The following is a 19172-nucleotide window of genomic DNA, read 5'->3' as shown; positions in this document are numbered from 1 at the left end:
AAATTTTGAAACTGTGTGGTAGTGATGTAGTGCGATATTTCATTTCTGATAAACCTAAACATACATTTGATTTCATAAACCAATGCTTCGGCAAATAAACTTTCATTAAAAAAACTATTATGTATATGTGTACAGAATACTGTACTGCAGCCTGTTTTTTAAACAGCCGCAGTTGCATGTATCTGGGCGGAATAAGGACCAGCATGGCCCCGGAATTTCCACCCTGAAAATACATGCTTTAGCGCTTACCAATGGCGCGCCTGTAAATGCGGCTCAGCTACCGGCATTGGCAGTTAATAAACTTAATTATAAACCAAAATTAAACCATAGTATGCAATTAAAACTCAAGTTTTGTCTGGGCATCGCTTTGCTTTTGTGCTTTGTGAACGGGGCCTTTGCGCAAAACCTTCGCTTAAGCGGAAAAGTAACATCAAAAGCAACAGGAGAAGTATTACCCGGCGCTTCTGTAAAAATTAAAGGCACAGCCACAGGTACGCTAACCGACGTTAACGGCTTTTACAGCCTGTCGGTGCCGCAAGGTGGCGCAACCATAGTAGTAAGCTTTATTGGCCTTACCACTGTTGAAAAGAAGGTGACCGAAGCCGGTGAAGTGAATTTTTCGATGGAAGATAGTCCGGCGAGTGCATTGAATGAAGTAGTAGTGATGGGCTACGGTACACAAAAGATCACTAATGTTTCGGGCGCTATATCAACCGTTAAAGCATCCGATCTGGCAAAGGCGGCACCGGTACGTTTAGACGATGCCTTACAAGGACGCGCGTCTGGCGTAACTGTCATCCAGGGTGGTTCACCCGGTTCGCAACCAACACTTGTTATCAGGGGGATCCCATCATTTACAGGGAGTGCCCCACTGGTTGTGATCGACGGATCGCCGCAGGATCAGGTTGATTTTAACTCCATTAACCCAAATGATATAGAATCGGTAAACGTATTAAAGGATGCCGCCACGCTTGCCATATATGGTGTTAAGGGCGGTAACGGGGTTATCGTGATAACTACCAAATCGGGCAAAAAAAATCAAAAAACGGTTATTTCATTGAATGCTAATTATGGTGTGCAGGAAGTAGCTCATAAAGTAGGCGTGTTAAACGCAACCGAATATGGCGCTATAATTAATGAAGCCAGCGTATCAGCAGGTGGCGATGTGGTTTTTCCCGACCTTACTAAACTTGGCGTTGGTACCAACTGGCAGGATCAGGTATTTGAAACCGCACCATTGCAGGTTCACAACTTATCTGCTACCGGCGGCAGCGATAAAATGCAATACTTTTTAGGCGCCGGTTACACCAGCCAGGGTGGTATTGTAGGCGGTTATGATAAATCGAGATATAACAGGGGTAACTTTACAGCCAACCTAACCTTCGATTTGAGTTCAAAGGTAAAATTCATTGTAAACGCTACAGATGTTATCCTTAGCTCAAAAGGCATTCAGGAAAACTCATTTAACAGCATCCTGGGCAGTGCCTTGAATTTCGACCCAACTGTACCTGTTTTAAATAATGTTGCAGGCACACCGGGTAAATACGGTTTTAGTAATACTATTCTGTCTGAAATTTATAACCCGCTTACCAAGCTGGATAATACTTACAATCAAAACTCAGGTAATAAGCTATATGGTAAGTTTGAGTTGCAGTACCAGGTAATAAAAGGACTTACACTAACCAGTCGCTACGGTTACCGTAAATACGATGCCACCTCTAAAACATTTACACCGCTTGTGTTTTACGGGCCAAACAATGTTGACAACACCATGAAGGCCGATGGCACAACGGTTATTGGCGCGCATAATAGCGTAGCACAGGCAAAAGACAGTAATTACAATTACACCTGGGAAACATTTGGCAATTACAATTTCGATGTTTTCAAAGATCATCACTTTGAAACCGTTGTTGGTTTTTCTATGGCCAAAACAACTAACAATTCTGCTGGTGCAAACAGGCAGGATGTTCCTTTTAACTCTTGGCAATTTGCAGACTATACCGCTGCCACAGGTGTCAATAATGCCGATAACCTTACAGCGGCAGGTGGATATTACTACCAGGGTTTTCACACAAATAATTCACTATTCGGACGTTTAAATTATGATTACAAAGGGACTTATTTAGCTTCATTTTCAGGCCGTCGCGACGGTTCTATTGCTTTTGGCGCCAACAATAAATATGCAAACTTTTATGCAGGTTCATTGGGCTGGGTTGCAACCAATGAGGATTTTTTCCACGTGTCATTCATTGATTATTTAAAGATAAGAGGTAGTTACGGTACCTCGGGTAACGAAAATACGCCACCACAATCTGTACAGATCGTTACCGGCGGCCCGGATTATGGCCCAACAGCCAATAGCAACGGTTACACCTATGGCAATGTATTTTATCCCGGTTCAACAGTTGCATCGGCAGAAAATAAAAACCTTGCATGGGAAGTACAAACACAATCAAACATAGGTTTTGATATCACCCTGTTAAAAGGAAAACTTTCCCTATCAGCAGATTATTATGAAAAAAAGGTAAAAGGGCTTTTGTTTAAACCATCAGCATCCTTATACCTGGGTACAGTACCAATCCCTGATGCCAACATAGGTTCAACCAAAACCAATGGCGTTGATATTACCTTAACCTACAACGAAACCGTAAATCAGGATTTTAAACTTGGCAACTCGTTTACGTTTACTACTGCTAAAAACATAGTAACAGCAACCAACACAGATGGTACCGCGAGGGTTGTGGGCGGCAGTTATTTTAACGGCCAATCGCAAACGGTAACTGTATTTGAAAAAGGGTTTACCCCGGGCTATTTTTATGGTTATAAAACAGACGGCTTGTTCCAAACCGCTGCCGAAATTGCCGCTGCACCAACACAGGCCAATGCCCAGCCGGGAGATATCCGTTATGTAGATGTAAACAAGGATGGCCAGATAACATCTGCCGATCAAACCAAAATAGGCGATCCATTCCCTAAGTTCACCATCGGCTGGAATTTGAACCTTTCCTACAAAAACTTCGATTTTACCGCGTTTACCTACGCCTCGATAGGTGGCGATATTTACCGCGCCTACGAGCGTAACGGTACCTACACCAACAAATTCCGCGGCATCTTAGCCCGCTGGACCGGACCCGGAAGCACCAATGATGCCCGTTATCCGCGCAACTCGTTTGATGATGCCAACAATAACGCCCGCGTATCCGACAGATATGTAGAGAACGGCACGTTTGTGAAGGTTAAAAACCTGCAACTGGGTTATAATTTCCCAACATCACTTATCAAAAACACCTTTAAATCGGTACGGCTGTTTGCACAGGTAAGGAATGCGCTCACCCTTACCAAATACTCCGGTTTTGATCCTGAAATACCAGGTGGAATATTGGAGAGCGGTATTGACCGTGGTGCATACCCTATAGCCAGAACTTATTCTGTTGGGCTTGATATTAAATTATAATCATTTAAATAGCTATTAAAATGAAAAAGATATACATAAAGCTAATGGGCCTGGTAGTGTTACTAACCGCGCTTACAGCATGCAAAAAATTCATACAATATGATCCGCATGATGAGTTTAAGATCACCGAGCTGGATTATTTGAAATCAGAAAGCGATTATCGTACCATGACCGTCAGCGCTTACACACCGCTACAATGGCTAAATCAGGTTGTACCTACCGGCGATATCGCTTCAGACAATTCGGTAAGTGCCGGCGAAGGTCCTAATGATGTGGCGTCATTAAAGCAAATGGACGATTATACGTTGGATGCTACGAACAGTACCCTTACAGACCTTTGGCAGGTTGCTTATGAAGGCATAAACCGCACCAATTATTTAACGCAATACAAGGATAAAAACCTGGCAGGCCAAACTGTTGATTTCGCGGGTAAAAGCGCCCTGTACGGCGAGATTACCTTTTTACGCGCCTACTACTACTTTACATTGGTTAAGCTTTTTGGCGATGTGCCTTTATTTACCGATAAGCGTTTAGGCTTAAGCGATTCAAGGAGTCTTAAAAGAGCCCCTAAAGCCGATGTTTACAAACAAATTGAAACAGATTTACTAAGTGCTATTGCCGTATTGCCACCAGTGGCTGTTGTACAGGCGCAACCGGGTAAAGTAACCAAATATGCTGCTATGGCATTATTAGGGAAGGTTTACCTGTATGAAGGTAAGTTTGATGAGGCCAAAGCTATTTTAGAGCCGATAATTACATCGGGCGCATTTACATTAGTTCAGAACTTCGATTCGATATTTTTACTTGCCGGCGAAAATGGTCCGGAATCTGTTTTCGAAATTCAGTATTCCAACGGTTCGCCGTACTACAACTGGGGCGGTACAACACGCGGACAGGGTAATTATAACGTACAGCAAAACGGTGTGCGTGGTATAAGCGGTACAACCCCATATGCAGCAGGCTGGAGCACCGATATGCCAACACAGGAATTGGCAGCAGCTTACGCCCCCGGCGATCAGCGTAAAGATGCTACGGTATTTAACATGGAAGCCTACAAGCAAAATTCCCCTCCGGCTTGGAATATCGATTACCAGGTGGCCCCATACCGCAATACCGGTTTTTACAATAAAAAGTATTTGCCATACAAAGGCGAAACATCCGGCCAAGTGGAGCTGAACTATGATAATAACTTCAGGACCATCCGGTATGCCGAAGTATTGCTGATGGCTGCCGAGGCCAACAATCGTGCAAGCGCCCCCGATGATACAAAAGCGCAAGGCTATATTAACCAGGTGCGCCACCGTGCATTTCAGGATGATAACCACCAGGTTACTGTAACCGGCACTGCCTTAAAACAAGCCATCTGGGATGAAAGAAGGTTGGAACTGGCTATGGAGGGCGATCGCTTTTTTGACCTCGTGCGAACCGGGCAGGCAGCAACAAAACTTACAGGGTTTAAAACGGGTAAAAATGAAGTATTCCCTATTCCGCAGTTAGAAGTGCAGGTTTCTGGGTTAGCGCAAAATCCGGGATACTAATCATTAACCATTAAAATTAAAGATCATGAATGCAATAAAATATATTTTTAGCATAGCATTTCTACTCGCTGTTATTGTGGGCTGTAAAAAGGAAACCTATACCGATACGGCTTTTATAAATGGCGCTACTGCCCCGGCCAAACTATCGGTAATGTATAACATTACACAGGATAACTCGGGCCTGGTAACCATTACGCCAAATGGCGAAGGCGCATCGGTATACGATGTTTATTATGGCGATGCCAGCAGCACACCAGCAAAGGTTTATGCAGGTAAAAATACCCAGCATACCTATGCCGAGGGTTCATACACGGTTAAAATAGTAGCCCATAATGTTACAGGAAAAACCGCCGAAATGACGCAGCCATTAACCGTTTCATTTAAAGCGCCCGAGAACGTTGAGCCTACTATTACTACCAGCGGCTTAACCGTAACCGTTTCGGCTACTGCTGATTATGAAACGCTGTTTAAAGTTTACTATGGTGATTCAACTTCAACCTCACCAGAACCATCACATTCGGTTTTGCAGGGACAGAACATAACGCATACTTATACAAGCGCGGGTACTTATGAAGTTAGAGTAGTAGCCTTAAGCGGTGGTGCTGCAACAACCGAGGTAAAACAAACCGTTAAAGTTGGCAAGCAGATAGATTTGCCGGTTACGTTTGATGACCCTAACTACGATTACACCATGAGCGATTTTGGCGGTAACATATCATCTGTAGCTGTCGATCCGGCAAACCCGGCCAACAAGGTGTTGAAAGCCATTAAGGGCGCAGGTTCAGAGGTTTGGGCCGGAACCACTATTGGTACCGCACTGGGCTTTGCAACCAAAATTCCGCTAAGTGCAAGTGCTACCAAAATGAGCGTTCGCGTTTATTCACCGGCGGCAGGTCTGGATATCAAACTAAAAATTGAAGACCATGCCGATGGTACACACGCCGTTGAAACTGATGTTAAAACAACCGTAGCCAATAAGTGGGAAACGCTGGTGTTTGACTTTGCCAACCAGGCAGCAGGTACACCGGCCTTAAACGCGGGATATACTTATGATAAAGCGTCTATCTTCTTCAACTTTGGCGTAGCCGGCGATGGTAAGGCTTATTACGCCGACGACCTGCAAACGGTAGTTGCCATTAAACAGATCAGCCTGCCTGTTACGTTTGACGAAGCCAATGTTGATTACTCGGTAATTGATTTTGGTAATAACGTAACCGCCGAGGCTGTCGACCCAACAAATGCTACCAACAAAGTAAAATTAACCACCAAACCAAGTGGTGCGCAAACATGGGCCGGTACTACCATCGGTACAAATTTAGGCTTTGCAACTAAAGTACCATTGGCCGCAGGTGCCATGAAAATGAGCGTGCGTGTTTATTCGCCAGCAGCAGGTTTGGATATCAAACTGAAACTGGAAGACCATACCGACGGCACCAAAGCGGTAGAAACGGATGTTAATACCACGGTTGCAAACGCATGGGAAACATTAACCTTTGATTTTAGCAATCCTGCATCGGGTACCCCGGCATTTAACAGCGCGGTTACTTATGATAAGGCTTCCATCTTCTTTGATTTTAATGTAGCGGGCTCCGGCAAAAAATTCTATTGGGACGATGTTAAATTCCTGGGAAATGTAGAGCCTACCGTTTTGGGGTTCCCGCTTACTTTCCAATCGGCTATAATTGATTATACCTTTACCGATTTTAACGGCGGTGGAGTTACAATCATCAACAATCCGCACGCTACAGGTATTAATACCAGCACCAAGGTTGGCCAAATGGTAAAAAGTAATGGCGCAACCTATGGCGGCAGCTATATTGCCATGCCTGGCCCTATTGATTTTTCGACAAAGAAAACGTTTACCATGAAGGTTTACTCACCAAGGGTAGGCGCTAAGGTATTGTTAAAGGTAGAGAACTTAACAGACGGTAATACCAGCTATGAGAAAGAAGTAACCACCGCCAAAGCCGGCGAATGGGAACTGCTTACGTTTGATTACAGCGCCGTAGATGTGTCAAAATCATACCAGAAAGTAGTACTCATATTTGATAACGGAACCATGGGAGATGGATCTGCAAATTATACCTGGCTGTTTGATGATATTACACTTAATTAATTTCAAAAATATTGATCATGAAAATTAATATAAAAGCAATCGCACTCATTTTTATGGCCGCTGTTATTAATTTAAGCAGCTGTACAAAAACCAAATATTCATTTGGTGATATAAAAACCCCAACCGATGTAAGCTTAACAGCAAAAGTTGCCGGTGTAACCGATGCCACGCCAAATGGCACGGGCAACGGCGCTGTGACCATTACCCTTGCAGCCCAAAACGCCATAACTTATAAGGTTGATTTTGGCGACGGTCACGTTATAATGGAACCTGCAGGCACCATTAATTATAGCTACACCAGCCCGGGTACATTTGATTATACCATTACCGTAAGCGCAGTGGGCACCGGTGGTACATCATCAACCGTCAGTAAAAAAATTACTGTTTTTGTTGATTTTACCATCCCCGAAGCAATGATGACAGCGCTAACCGGTAATGCCTCAAAAGTGTGGCAAACTGCAAACGAAACTGTAGGCCACGTAGGTGTTGGTCCGGCGGATACGTACCAGTCTGATTATTATTCGGCTGCGCCAAATGAGCGTGCTGCATGTTTATATGATGATGAAATTACGTTTACCAAGGTAGGTAACGGCATCACCATGTCTATAGATAATAAAGGCGCTTCATTCTTTACCGCGGCGGCTACTGCTTTCTACGGTAAATCGGGTGGTGATAACTGTTATGATATAGATGAAACCGGCGTTAAAAAGCTGGCCTTCATGAATGCCACATCAGGTTCAACCAGTGCAAACTCAACACGCATACAATTCGTAGTTCCTGGTAACGGATTAATAAACTTCGGTACCGGCGGTACAGCCTACGAGATCATGGCCTATACAGACAACACCATAACGTTAAGAAACATTGGTATTGATAAGCTGGCCTGGTATCAGAAATTACAAGTAAAAAAATAATAAAATGAAGTATCTACGAATAACCTTTTTAGCGATGCTGGTATCAGTATTCGCCAATTGCAAAAAAAGTGGTAGCGATGGTGCAGCAAACACTAATGTTGCACCCACAAATCTCAGCATTAATACAACGGTTAATACTGATAATAGTGGCAATGTTGTGTTCACAGCTTCGGCGAATAACGCGGTTAGCTATGACTATGATTTTGGCGACGGCACTTATCAAACTGTACCATCGGGTGTGGTAACTTATAAATATCTGGCATCGGGTACGTATACGGTTAACGTAGTGGCTAAAGGTTCGGGCGGTACAACGCTGTCGAAATCCACATCGGTAATAGTCACGGTAACACAAACTGTAACCTGGTCTGACGAGTTTAACACGCCCGGCGCACCTGATCCAACAAAATGGGTTTATGATACAGGTACCGGCGATAATGGCTGGGGTAATTCCGAATTGGAATATTACACCAACCGCAGCGATAACGTAATTGTATCAGACGGTACGTTGAAAATAACCGCTAAAAAGGAAAACTTCGGTGGCAGTGCTTACACATCGGCCAGGATGCTTACAAAAGGTAAATTTTCGTTTAAATATGGTAAGCTGGAAATTAAGGCTAAGCTGCCTGCCGGTGGCGGTACATGGCCCGCTATATGGACACTTGGTGATGATTTTGCAACCAACCCGTGGCCGGCCTGCGGCGAGATGGATATTATGGAACACAAGGGTAACGACCTTAACCGGATCTTCGGTACGTTCCATTATCCGGGCCACTCGGGCGGTAATGCCAATGGTAAAACAATCGTTATTGAAAATGCTACAACGCAGTTTCATGTGTACGCCCTGGATTGGTCGCCAAGCACCATAAAAATGTCTGTGGATGGCAATGTGTATTTCACATTTGCCAACAGCAGCGCGGTACCTTTTAACCATAATTTCTTTATCATTTTAAACGTAGCAATGGGCGGTACTTTCGGGGGAGCAGTTGATCCTGCATTTACCAGCGGTACTATGGAAATTGATTACATAAGGTTAACCGGTAATTAATAGCGGCCCAATACCATCTGTCTGATCTTTTGATCTGGTCTTTTTCTTATACAGAATAAGCATCAGAGGGATGGTATTGGGTTTTTTGTAAAGAATGAGGCATGCAAATGCTTTTAACTCCCTGATTATTATGAACCATTACAAATATAAATACAAGTGTATACTGGGTGTTTTGGGTGCCATTGTATTGCTGGCATCATGTTCGCCGTTAAAACAAACCAGTGCCGCAGGCCCCAATGAAAAGGTGGTTTTTTTTGACGACTTTAACGGTAACAAGCTGGATAATGCCAAGTGGAACGTTGAGGTAACCGGTATGCATTTCAATAATGAACTACAGGCTTATGTCGATTCATCGGCAACAATATTTATAGCGCATGGCGCACAGGCTGAGGGTGCCGCCAATGGTGCGTTGGTATTGCAGCCGCGCTCGGCACCAGGCTTTAAAACCAAGGATGGGCAAAGTTTCGATTTTATATCGGGCCGGATAAATACAAAAGATAAATTTGAGTTTACCTACGGCACCGCCGAAGCAAGGATCAAGGTTACCGAAGGTTCTGGTCTGTGGCCGGCCTGGTGGATGCTGGGTACTAACGGCGAATGGCCAGCCTGCGGAGAAATTGATATCATGGAGCACGTTGGCGAAAAGGACTGGGCCAGTGCAGCTGTACATGGTCCCGGCTACAGCGGCGAAACCCCTTTTGTAAACCGCCAGTACTTCCCACCAAATAATGACGTAACTCAATGGCATACCTACGCTGTGGATTGGACACCTGACAGCCTGCTGTTCAAATACGACGGCGTACTGATGTTCCGTATCAACAGGCACATGGTTGAACATTACGGTAAGTGGGCGTATGATACCCCCCAGTTCCTGATGTTGAATTATGCCCTGGGCGGAGCCTATCCGGTAAAAATAAATAACCTTAAAACGCCTTACCTGGGCATGCCGCAATCAACTGCCAACATGGTGAAAAACAACAAAGTAAAAATGCTGGTAGATTGGGTGCGCGTTACCAAAAGGAGCGATCAGACCAGGTAGATCAGTTAAACAACACAAAAAACCGCCCGGTTTATCCGGGCGGTTTTTTGTGTTATTAAGGATAGGCTTATCCTCTTGTTTTTGCTTTTTTGTTTCTCAGCATCATTTTAATGCGTTTGCGTTTTAATGATATAAAAGTACTTGCCTGGTCGTTATCCTGTATGTGATATTTGTAGCTCAGTATTATATCGCGGTATGATAGCACATCTATAACCCTATGATCATCAGCCGAAAGAACGGGCAGCACCTCGGCCTTTTGTTCAGACATCAGCTCAACAGCCTTACGCAGGTTATCATTGCTTTGAACCGACAGGTGATCAGGTTGTGTGATTTCCCTTAATGAGGTTTCCAGGTTTTCGCGGTATTTGTAAATGTCTGATAATTTAACCGTTCCGGTATACCTGTTATCGTTGTCTGTTGTTACCAGGAAACTGTCCTGAACGTTTTGGTTCTTTAACAATTCCCTTACCTCAAGTATAGTAGCATACGCGTTCAGTATTGTTTTTTTACCGTTGATAACCCTTGCCACATTTATTTTTTGTAAAATATCGGGTTCAAAGGAGTCGGGTGTGAAAACACCGCGACGGGCTATCTTCTCGGTCATGATGGTGTTTTCCATAAATATAAACGAAACGATGTATGCAGCAGTACATGCGCCTAATAAAGGCAGTAAAGCGTGCGACTGCATGGTTGCTTCAAGAGCAAAGGTAATGCTGGTTAAGTAAGCTCTTGATGCCCCCGCGAACATGGCCGACATGCCAATAAGCGCTGCCATTGGAATAATGATACCTGCCTGCGGAAACCAGGTCTGTATCAGGGTGCCAATAATGGCACCCGCTGCGCCGCCAATAGTTAGTAAAGGCGCCAGTGTACCGCCCGATGTGCCGCTACCCAAGGCAATAGCCCACGATAGGAATTTAAAAAGACATAAGGTACAAATAAGGGTTAACGGCCATTTGCCCGATAGGATGCCGGTAATATTATCGTATCCAACGCCCAGTGTATGTGGCGCGAAATAGCCAATAACACCTACAGCCAAACCTCCTATTGCCGGCCACCACATCCAGTTAAGGGGGAGTTTTTCGAAGCTATCTTCAATAAGATATACAATTTTGGTGATTCCCAGTGATAAAAACCCTATAATTAATCCTATAAAACTATAAACAGCCAATGAAAGGTTTGATGGTGTAGCAAGATCGGGCATGGCAAATACGGGGCCGCTTTCAAACAATAAATGATGACCTGCAGCCCCGGTTATGCACGCCAGCGCTACCGGTAAAATTGATTTTGGTGAAAACTCAAATAGCAATAATTCAATGGCCAGGAAAACAGCTGCTATGGGTGTACCAAAGATGGCCGACATGCCCGCCGTAGCACCCGATGCTAAAATGATCTTACGCTCGTTTGATGAGATCCTGAACAGCTGCCCCAAAGTTGAACCCAATGCCCCACCGGTAGCAATAATGGGGCCTTCGGCTCCAAACGGGCCACCGGTTCCTATGGCTATAGCCGATGATATAGGCTTTAAAAAAGTAATGGATGGCTTTATCTTACTGCCATTCACCAGTATTTGTTCCATGGCTTCCGGTATACCGTGGCCCCTGATGGCTTTTGACCCGTATACGGCCATTAAACCAACCAATATACCGCCAATGGCGGGTATAATAATAACCAGCAAGCCCAGGTGATTACCAGCCGGACTGTGGAAGCCAAACTCAAACAAGCCGTAAAAAGAAATATTTGTTACCAAGTTAATAAGATAGATCAACGCTTTTGCAATAAGGCTTATAGCTACAGCTACTGCTATTGAAAGGCAGGAAATAAATAGCAGGCGCTTTTTTGTGGCCCAGTTGTTTTTTGAGTTGTTTACTGATGGCTCAAAGGAGTTTAATATGGGCGAAATGGGGATTCCGTTCCCGATGTTGTGTTTTTTCATTTTTCATGGTGCAGAACCGATTGCCTGCCGTTACGAGAATAACATGTTGTTTTGATTTTGCAAAAGTATACATTATTAAATGTTTTAGCAATTGAAATTTTATTAAAAATATTGTTTATACAATATTAAAATTAATTAAATTGCAATTTTATTTATATTTTTATTGTTTAAACAATGTATTTGAAGCGCGATATTTGCATCGGCACTTGTGGCTTTATGGAGGGGATATGGTGTGTTTAACTTTTAATTGACTATATAATAATTAATATTGCACTCGTTAACCAGGCCAAAATTTTATGACAAAAACAACCCATATATGTGATTTAAACACCTGCTTTTTGTGCCGGAACTGTTTAAAAGACTGGTTACCCGCTATTGCAGCAAACAGGGAAAACTTTGTTGTAAAAAAAGGGCAACAGTTATTTAAGGAAGGGGATAATGTTACCGGGATCTACTTTGTATATAGCGGCATTATTAAAGTACATAAACGCTGGGATCAGGAAAAAGACCTCATATTACGGTTTGCAAAACAAGGCGATATTTTAGGGCATTTGGGTTTGGCCGATACCACATCTTATCCCATATCAGCAACGGCTATTGAACCATCGGTTGTCTGCTACCTTAAAATGGATTTTTTTGAATCGTCATTAAATGTAAACAACCAGTTTACCTATAAATTGATGCGCTTTTTTGCCAATGAGCTGAATGAATCGGAAAAACGGATGCGCAACCTGGCACATATGCCCGTAAAAGAGCGCATAGCGCAAGCGCTGTTATCACTTAAAGATCAATTTGGACTAAATACCGATGGTTACCTTAATATTGAACTTACCAGGCAGGACCTTTCATCATATGCCAGCGTTGCCTACGAAACCTTGTTTAAAGTTACCCAGGAGTTTTTGCAAAACAATTTGATTGCCATAACCGGCAAAAATATTAAGTTGTTGAATGAACAGGCATTACAAGCCATGACGCTTGAAAAGAAGGTTTAAATAGTTGTGTTCCGTTAAAGCACGTTCAATAAAGCTCCTGTAAACATTGCGTATACGTAGCCCCAATGGGGATGGTATGGTTGCCGATGTTTATTTGCGCCCTGTCAAACCGGGTAACTTTTTCGCGGGCCACTATAAATGCGCGGTGCGTGCGGATAAACCGTGGTGAGGGGAGCAGCTGCTGCATATCGCTTATGGTTACGCGGGTGCTTAGTTGTTTATCGCCTTCGAGGTATACTTTGGTGTAGTTGCCAGCCGCCTCAATAAATAAAATATCGGCAAGCATTACTTTAATTTGCTCGTAGCCGTCTTTTATAAATACGGATGCCGGTTCTTCGGTCTGGGGCTGGCGATTGCGAAGGGTATAAAGCTCCTGCGCTTTATTGCAGGCCTTTAAAAATCGCGATAGCGAGAAGGGTTTTAACAGGTAATCAATAGCATCAAGCTCAAAGCTTTTTACGGCATGTTCCGAATAGGCGGTTGTAAACACCACCATAGGCGGATTGGTGAGGCTGTGCAGGAAATCTATCCCGCTTATATCGGGCATTTTTATATCCAGGAAAATAAGATCTATCTTGTTCTGCTGCAGGTAGGTCAACGCATCGAAAGCATTCGTAAAAGTGGCGCTAAGTTCCACAAACGGAACCTTAGCCGCATGAGATCTTACAACATCAAGGGCTATGGGTTCGTCGTCAATGGCAATGGCTATCATTAGTTAAATGTAGCTATTTGATATTAATTGCACTGTTAAGTGAATAAAAAATTCCTTGGCATTCTGGCGGATCACCAGGTCATACCTATCGGGATATAACAGGCTGAGGCGTTGTTTTACGTTTTCGAGGCCAATACCGCTCTGCCCTTTTTCAGGGTCGTTATCGGGGCGGATATGAATGCTGTTATGTACATCAAAATAAAGGGTATTATCCTTGGTTTGCAGTGTTACCTTTATGTGTGACGGGTTTTGCAGGCTGATACCATGTTTAAAGGCGTTTTCCACAAAGGGGATCAACAGCATGGGCGTTATCATTAAATCGCCGGTATATTCCTCTATTTGTGTTTCAATGGTAACATCTTCTGAGGTTGATGTGCGCAGCTTTTGCAGCAGGATGTAGTTGTTGAGGTAATCAATATCGCGCGATAGGCGGATGGTATCCTGCGTGTTTTCCTGTAGCATAAAACGCATCATATCGCCAAGTTTCTGAATGCCCTCACCAGTGCGTTCGGCATTTTCCTGCAGGGCAGTGCCGTAAAGTGTGTTAAGGGCATTAAACAAAAAGTGCGGGTTTATCTGCGATTTAAGGAAGTTGAGATTAGCATCTGATTTGCCCAACTCGGTTTTAAGGGTTTTAATCTCTTCATCTTGTCTGGCATTGCGGCTTTTATGTATATTCCATGAGATGGGCATTACCAATAATAGCTGTGTAAAAAAATTACCGATCACGATAACAGCTATTTGATTTCCATCGGTATAAACATGTAATGAGAAGATGGCAGTTGCTGTGCTGAACATCCGGTTTGGGTATTCAAAGCAAAAGCCGATACCGGTTAATATTAAGCACGAAAAAAGGGTTAATAAAACCATACGGCCAGCGTAGTTCCCTAAGCCCTTATTGCGGATAAAAAGTTTTGGTAATAACCTGTGTACCGAATAAAGATATATTATTATGGCTGCCGGGCCGGCAAATATGATGTAAAATTTAACAGCTTCGGGTAACGAAAGATATAGCGAGCCTACTACAAGGAGTATCCATGATGCGGTAAGTAAGGCTGCTTCGTAGTATAAGGCGTTTTCTTTATTCCTGGTATTTCTGTTAAACAACAACAATAATATTTTTATGGCCAGTAAGGCGGCAAAGTATAGGTTTATAATGCCCAATATAGTACAGGCACCGATGAAAATAAATACAAAAAGCGTATTGGATGCTGCTGGCTGGTTTTCCTTTTCAAAAGCCGGCTCCACATAAAAACAGAGCAAAAGGTAACTAATAAAAGTAACAATGGAGTTAAATAAAATGGGTACAATAAGGCCGCTTAGGTAATTGTTTTTAAGGTCGGTTACACGAATTTCATCGCCTATTGTGAATAGCAGGGAAGTGAGGATGATGCCCGTCACTATCCAGAATTCAATCCGGGCAACATCGTTCTTTAATTTCATGTTTAGTTGTTTATACATGGCTTTTGTGGGTTTGGTTATTTAATGGCACAATGGTACAAAAGCGTATTTTTTTTAATATTTAAATGTGACGAAGCTACCCAAAAATGTGATGAACATGCAAAATCCCGACTTAATTCATATTCGGTTGTTTATCATATCATGATCTTTTTAAGGATCTCGTCTTTTTTCATGCGCGATACCGGTACCTGGCTGCCATCGCTCATTATAATAAAGCCACCTTCGGTTTTTACATAGGATGCTATTTTTTTGAAGTTTACCAGGTGCGACTGATGGGTGCGTAAAAAGCCAAACGGTACCAGCAGGTCGTCATAATCTTTCAAGGTTTTACTCACCATATATTTTTTGCCGTTGTTAAGATAAATGTGCGTGTAGTTGCCCTCGGCTTGCAGGCGTATGATGTTGTTGATGGTTACAAACTCAATTTTCTCCGCCATGGCTATAGCAATACGCTGTTCGTCTTCGCCACGGTCGAGGTTTGAGATCAGTTCTTTTAGGCGTAGGTTTTCTTTTTTTGGGCCAATGTGCTGCAATGCTTTATCAACCGCGCTGGTAAGTTCTAAAATATTAATAGGTTTTAGCAGGTAATCAATAGCACAGGCCTTAACCGCCTGGATGCCATATTTATCAAAGGCGGTTACAAAAATAACCTCGAAGGTTTGCGCCCCGTTTAACGAGCGCAAGAGGTCGAACCCCGATTCGGCACCCATTTCAATATCCAGGAAAAGCAGGTCGGGTTGTAGCTGCCTGATGAGTTTAATAGCTTCGGCGGGCGATGTGGCCTCGCCAATAACCTCAACGCCGGGGCAATATTCCTGTAATAGCAGGCGCAGGTTTTTCCTGCTTTTTGGCTCATCATCAACCAGTATACTTTTAATTACCACGGTTTAGTTAATTGGGAGTGTAAGTGTAACAATAGCGCCTGTACCATTATCCTGGTTAGCCAAAATTAGTTGTGCCTTGTGGCCATCAGCCTGCAAAATACTTAGTCGTTCGTTAACCAGTTTAAGTCCGAAACTATTTGGGTTAACAGGGTTGCCATTAAATCCCGGGCCATTATCGCTTACTATTACACTCAGGTTATTGTCAGTGGTAAATATATTAATTTCGAGCTTTCCCTCGGCGCCCTTTTGTGCAAGGCCGTGAATAATGGCGTTCTCTACCAGTGGCTGTATGATCATACCGGGGATCTCAATCAGCTCGGTATTAAGGCCGGGGGCTATCTGCATGTTTAAATCAAAATCAAAACGCAACTGCTCTAACTGGCAATACAAGGTCACGGCGTCCAGCTCTTCGGATAAAGCAACCATGCTTTTCTCCGAATTGTTAAGCACCTTACGCATCATCAAAGCAAATTTTTCGAGGTAGATATTGGCCTCCTTATACAGTTTGCTGTTGATAAGCGACTGGATGGAGTTTAAGGCGTTAAAGATAAAATGCGGGTTCATTTGCGAGCGGATTGCTTTTATCTCCAACTCTTTTATGCGTTGTTTTACGTTTAGTTCGCGTTTTATTTTTGCTACGCGATTCCTGTAAATCAGATAACCCGCTATAAATGCCAAAAGGATGGAGCTTGCGCCCCATCCTAAAGTTGTGTAAAATTTTGTTTTTTGATCCTTGCTGTACCGTGTTACCGCGGTTGCTTTTTGCAAGGCCTTGTCAAGCCGTTCGTAATCAATCTCGGACTTGTTGGTTTCGTTGTTCATGAAAAGGTTGCTGCCAATATTAGGTATATCATCAACTACCCGTAACCACTTATCAAAAAAGTATACGCTTGATTCACCACCGTAAATCTCAACTCCCTTCATGTTTAGCGGGCTGCCATCAACCTCGTTATAACTTATATTGGGCTTCTTTAAAAACGAGCCGTCAATGGTCATAGCTCCATATCCCCGCGAGGCCAGCTGTATAATTACAAACTGTACTTTTTCGGGATCTTGTTTTTTGATAAAGGGTTCGTACTGTTTCAGGTCATCGGGCGAGGTATAGTTTATAATAACACATACCTGTTTCCCTTTAAATTTTTCCAGATCGAGTTTTTGTCCGTTTTTGAATGTTATGTTTAATGGAGATGACTTACCGGGTTCCCAGGCTGCCAGTGTGTTCCATTTTTCTATGATAGGTTTGGTAAGGGTGGTATCACCGCAATTATTTATAAAATCAAGATAGTATGGTTTAAGTTTAGCAAGGTCTTTAAAGTGGCTGGCATGTAATTCCTGGTCCAACTGTTTTGAAAGTGCCAGGTAAAGCGCATAGCCCTTAAATGACGCCAAACATGCCGAATAATCTGTCAGGAAACCGTTTTGACCACCGTTAATCAGTTTAAGCTTTGCGCTGCGGTAAAGCACCAGCCAATTGAAACAGGTTTTATACCAATCACTGTTAGGATAATCATTCATCAATACCGGCAGGTTGTCAATGTCTGAAAAGTAATTGGCTGGAAAACCCTCAAAGGATGCAGCAGATTGAGGAGTGTACAGGTAATTATTATGATAAAGCACGTATAATCTGGCTTCGGCCTGCAAGTAAATCCATTCGTTAGTATAATAATCGATAGCGGTTTTTGAAACTTTGCCTTTAAGGGTATTGATCAAAGCGTCGAAATCCTTTTTGCCTTTTTCCTGGAAGGCTATAAAACTATCCATTGATTTTGAAGCCGCCATCATATCCGGAAACTGGTTGCCTTGCTGCATATAAAGTTGATATAGTGGTTTTTGTGCGGCAGCATCGGCAGCTCCCGATCCTGAATAAGTAACCGTTTCCAAAAAGGGCCCGCTGAAGTAAGGGCCGCGAACAAGTTTCTTTACTGTTTCTGCATCTTGTGGTTCCAAAGCATCGGCAGTAATGGTTAAGGTATCACCGGGTTTTACGAGTGGTTTTATAGTGTTTAGCGGGTTTTGCCCATAAATAAATAACACGGCTGTAGGTTCGGTAAGCAGTATTTCAGTTTTAAAAGTTCCGTCGGCATTAATTTTTATAGTGCCAAAGTCAGTATAAATTTCTGGCTTATTATTGCCGGTAAGGTGGTGCAATATTTTACCGGTAATAAGTACGTTTTTACGTACCGGGAACGATGCGGCAACAGGTAGAATGGAGATATCACTTTCGATAGCCTTATTTGATACAACATCTTTTAATCCACTGATTGGCTTGCCACTTAACGCCTGCATATTGCCCTTTTTAATAGTAGTGGCAATAATGTTAAAAAGACTATTTAGGAACGGCGGTGGAAGCGACTCATAGCTTTGTGAAGACATATTGCTGATCACCTTTTTTGGGCTTATCTCCGTTATCATAATTTGTGGGTAGGGCTTTTTATGGTCATCTATCTTAATAACCTTGCCTTGCGCGTCAATTTCAACCCCTAAGGTTATCCGCGAAAGTGTATCGCTATTGCCTTGCAGGTAAGCGGGATAATAGCTGTCATAGCCATACCATTTATCGGCGAAATAACGCTTAAACTTTAGCCGCTCAAGCGTAGCATTGTACAATTCATGCCCGTTCGCTAATTGTTTATTTAATACGAACCTAATGTCGTATTGGCTTTTGCCCTGTTCGCTAGTCATCAGGTCTTCGACGGATGAGCCGGCGCCAATTGTTTGGCCCTCGCGGGAGTTAATGTTTACCTGCACTTTAAACCAGTCGCCGGGCTTTAGTTTAAGGAATGGGTTTTGGGCCGATAACAACAGCGGGAATAGCATCCCCAGGGTTATCATTAAAAGTTTTCTCTGTTTCATTGTTTTGTTATTTGAAACAAAGGAGCCGAAATGATAGGGTAGTATTATTGGTCATTGAGCAAGCGGTAGTTATCACTTATTATTCGGCAAATAAACGCAATTAAGATGTGCATTCATACCGTTTAATTTACCAGATGGATATCTTTTAAATGCACTGATTTGCTGTTTTGTAACAAATTTGTTGAAACGGGCCTATGATATAATTAAGCCTGCTTTTTTACGCCCAGC

At 43.0% G+C, this 19172-nt stretch carries 12 protein-coding genes; 7 read left to right on the top strand and 5 right to left on the bottom strand.

Features of this window, described 5'->3' with window-relative positions; translation table 11 throughout:
• The first annotated feature begins 127 nt into the window (after positions 1-127).
• The 6 genes from BLS59_RS11845 (at position 128) to BLS59_RS11820 (ending at position 10106) form a co-directional block, all read left to right on the top strand.
• On the top strand, positions 128-3454 hold the full coding sequence (locus BLS59_RS11845; RefSeq protein WP_240315224.1) for a SusC/RagA family TonB-linked outer membrane protein: 3327 nt from the start codon (positions 128-130) through the stop codon (positions 3452-3454).
• Positions 3455-3474: 20 nt separating this feature from the next.
• Positions 3475-4992, top strand: a complete 1518-nt coding sequence (locus BLS59_RS11840) for a RagB/SusD family nutrient uptake outer membrane protein (RefSeq protein WP_091149475.1) — start codon at positions 3475-3477, stop codon at positions 4990-4992.
• Between the two features lie 25 nt (positions 4993-5017).
• Complete coding sequence (locus BLS59_RS11835) at positions 5018-7108, top strand: PKD domain-containing protein (RefSeq protein ID WP_091149473.1); 2091 nt, start codon at positions 5018-5020, stop codon at positions 7106-7108.
• Positions 7109-7125: 17 nt separating this feature from the next.
• A complete protein-coding gene (locus BLS59_RS11830; protein ID WP_091149471.1) occupies positions 7126-8022 on the top strand; it encodes a PKD domain-containing protein in 897 nt (298 codons plus the stop codon).
• Between the two features lie 4 nt (positions 8023-8026).
• Positions 8027-9067 carry a family 16 glycosylhydrolase gene (locus BLS59_RS11825; protein ID WP_091149468.1) on the top strand — a complete coding sequence of 347 codons (1041 nt, stop codon included), beginning with the start codon at positions 8027-8029 and terminating at the stop codon, positions 9065-9067.
• 130 nt (positions 9068-9197) lie between these two features.
• Positions 9198-10106, top strand: a complete 909-nt coding sequence (locus BLS59_RS11820) for a glycoside hydrolase family 16 protein (protein WP_091149591.1) — start codon at positions 9198-9200, stop codon at positions 10104-10106.
• A gap of 67 nt (positions 10107-10173) precedes the next feature.
• Here the strand turns inward: BLS59_RS11820 and BLS59_RS11815 are convergent, their stop codons facing one another.
• Complete coding sequence (locus BLS59_RS11815) at positions 10174-12042, bottom strand: chloride channel protein (RefSeq protein ID WP_091149466.1); 1869 nt, start codon at positions 12040-12042, stop codon at positions 10174-10176.
• A gap of 296 nt (positions 12043-12338) precedes the next feature.
• On the opposite strand from BLS59_RS11815, the gene BLS59_RS11810 reads away from it, so the two are divergent.
• Positions 12339-13034 (top strand): Crp/Fnr family transcriptional regulator, encoded by a 696-nt coding sequence (locus BLS59_RS11810; protein WP_091149464.1) that lies wholly within the window; start codon positions 12339-12341, stop codon positions 13032-13034.
• A 25-nt stretch (positions 13035-13059) separates the two neighbouring features.
• Here the strand turns inward: BLS59_RS11810 and BLS59_RS11805 are convergent, their stop codons facing one another.
• The 4 genes from BLS59_RS11805 to BLS59_RS11790 form a co-directional block, all read right to left on the bottom strand.
• The gene (locus BLS59_RS11805; protein WP_091149462.1) at positions 13060-13746 is read right to left on the bottom strand and encodes a LytR/AlgR family response regulator transcription factor; all 687 of its coding nucleotides are present in this window, start codon (positions 13744-13746) and stop codon (positions 13060-13062) included.
• A gap of 3 nt (positions 13747-13749) precedes the next feature.
• Positions 13750-15207 (bottom strand): sensor histidine kinase, encoded by a 1458-nt coding sequence (locus BLS59_RS11800; RefSeq protein WP_091149459.1) that lies wholly within the window; start codon positions 15205-15207, stop codon positions 13750-13752.
• Between the two features lie 134 nt (positions 15208-15341).
• Positions 15342-16091 (bottom strand): LytR/AlgR family response regulator transcription factor, encoded by a 750-nt coding sequence (locus BLS59_RS11795; RefSeq protein WP_091149457.1) that lies wholly within the window; start codon positions 16089-16091, stop codon positions 15342-15344.
• A 3-nt stretch (positions 16092-16094) separates the two neighbouring features.
• Positions 16095-18944 carry a sensor histidine kinase gene (locus tag BLS59_RS11790; protein WP_091149454.1) on the bottom strand — a complete coding sequence of 950 codons (2850 nt, stop codon included), beginning with the start codon at positions 18942-18944 and terminating at the stop codon, positions 16095-16097.
• Positions 18945-19172: the final 228 nt, after the last annotated feature.

This window comes from Mucilaginibacter pineti, from assembly GCF_900101875.1.
Classification (GTDB): Bacteria; Bacteroidota; Bacteroidia; order Sphingobacteriales; family Sphingobacteriaceae; genus Mucilaginibacter; species Mucilaginibacter pineti.
The sequence above is the reverse complement of the archived record's forward strand: the minus strand, read 5'-3'. Positions and strand labels throughout refer to the sequence as shown.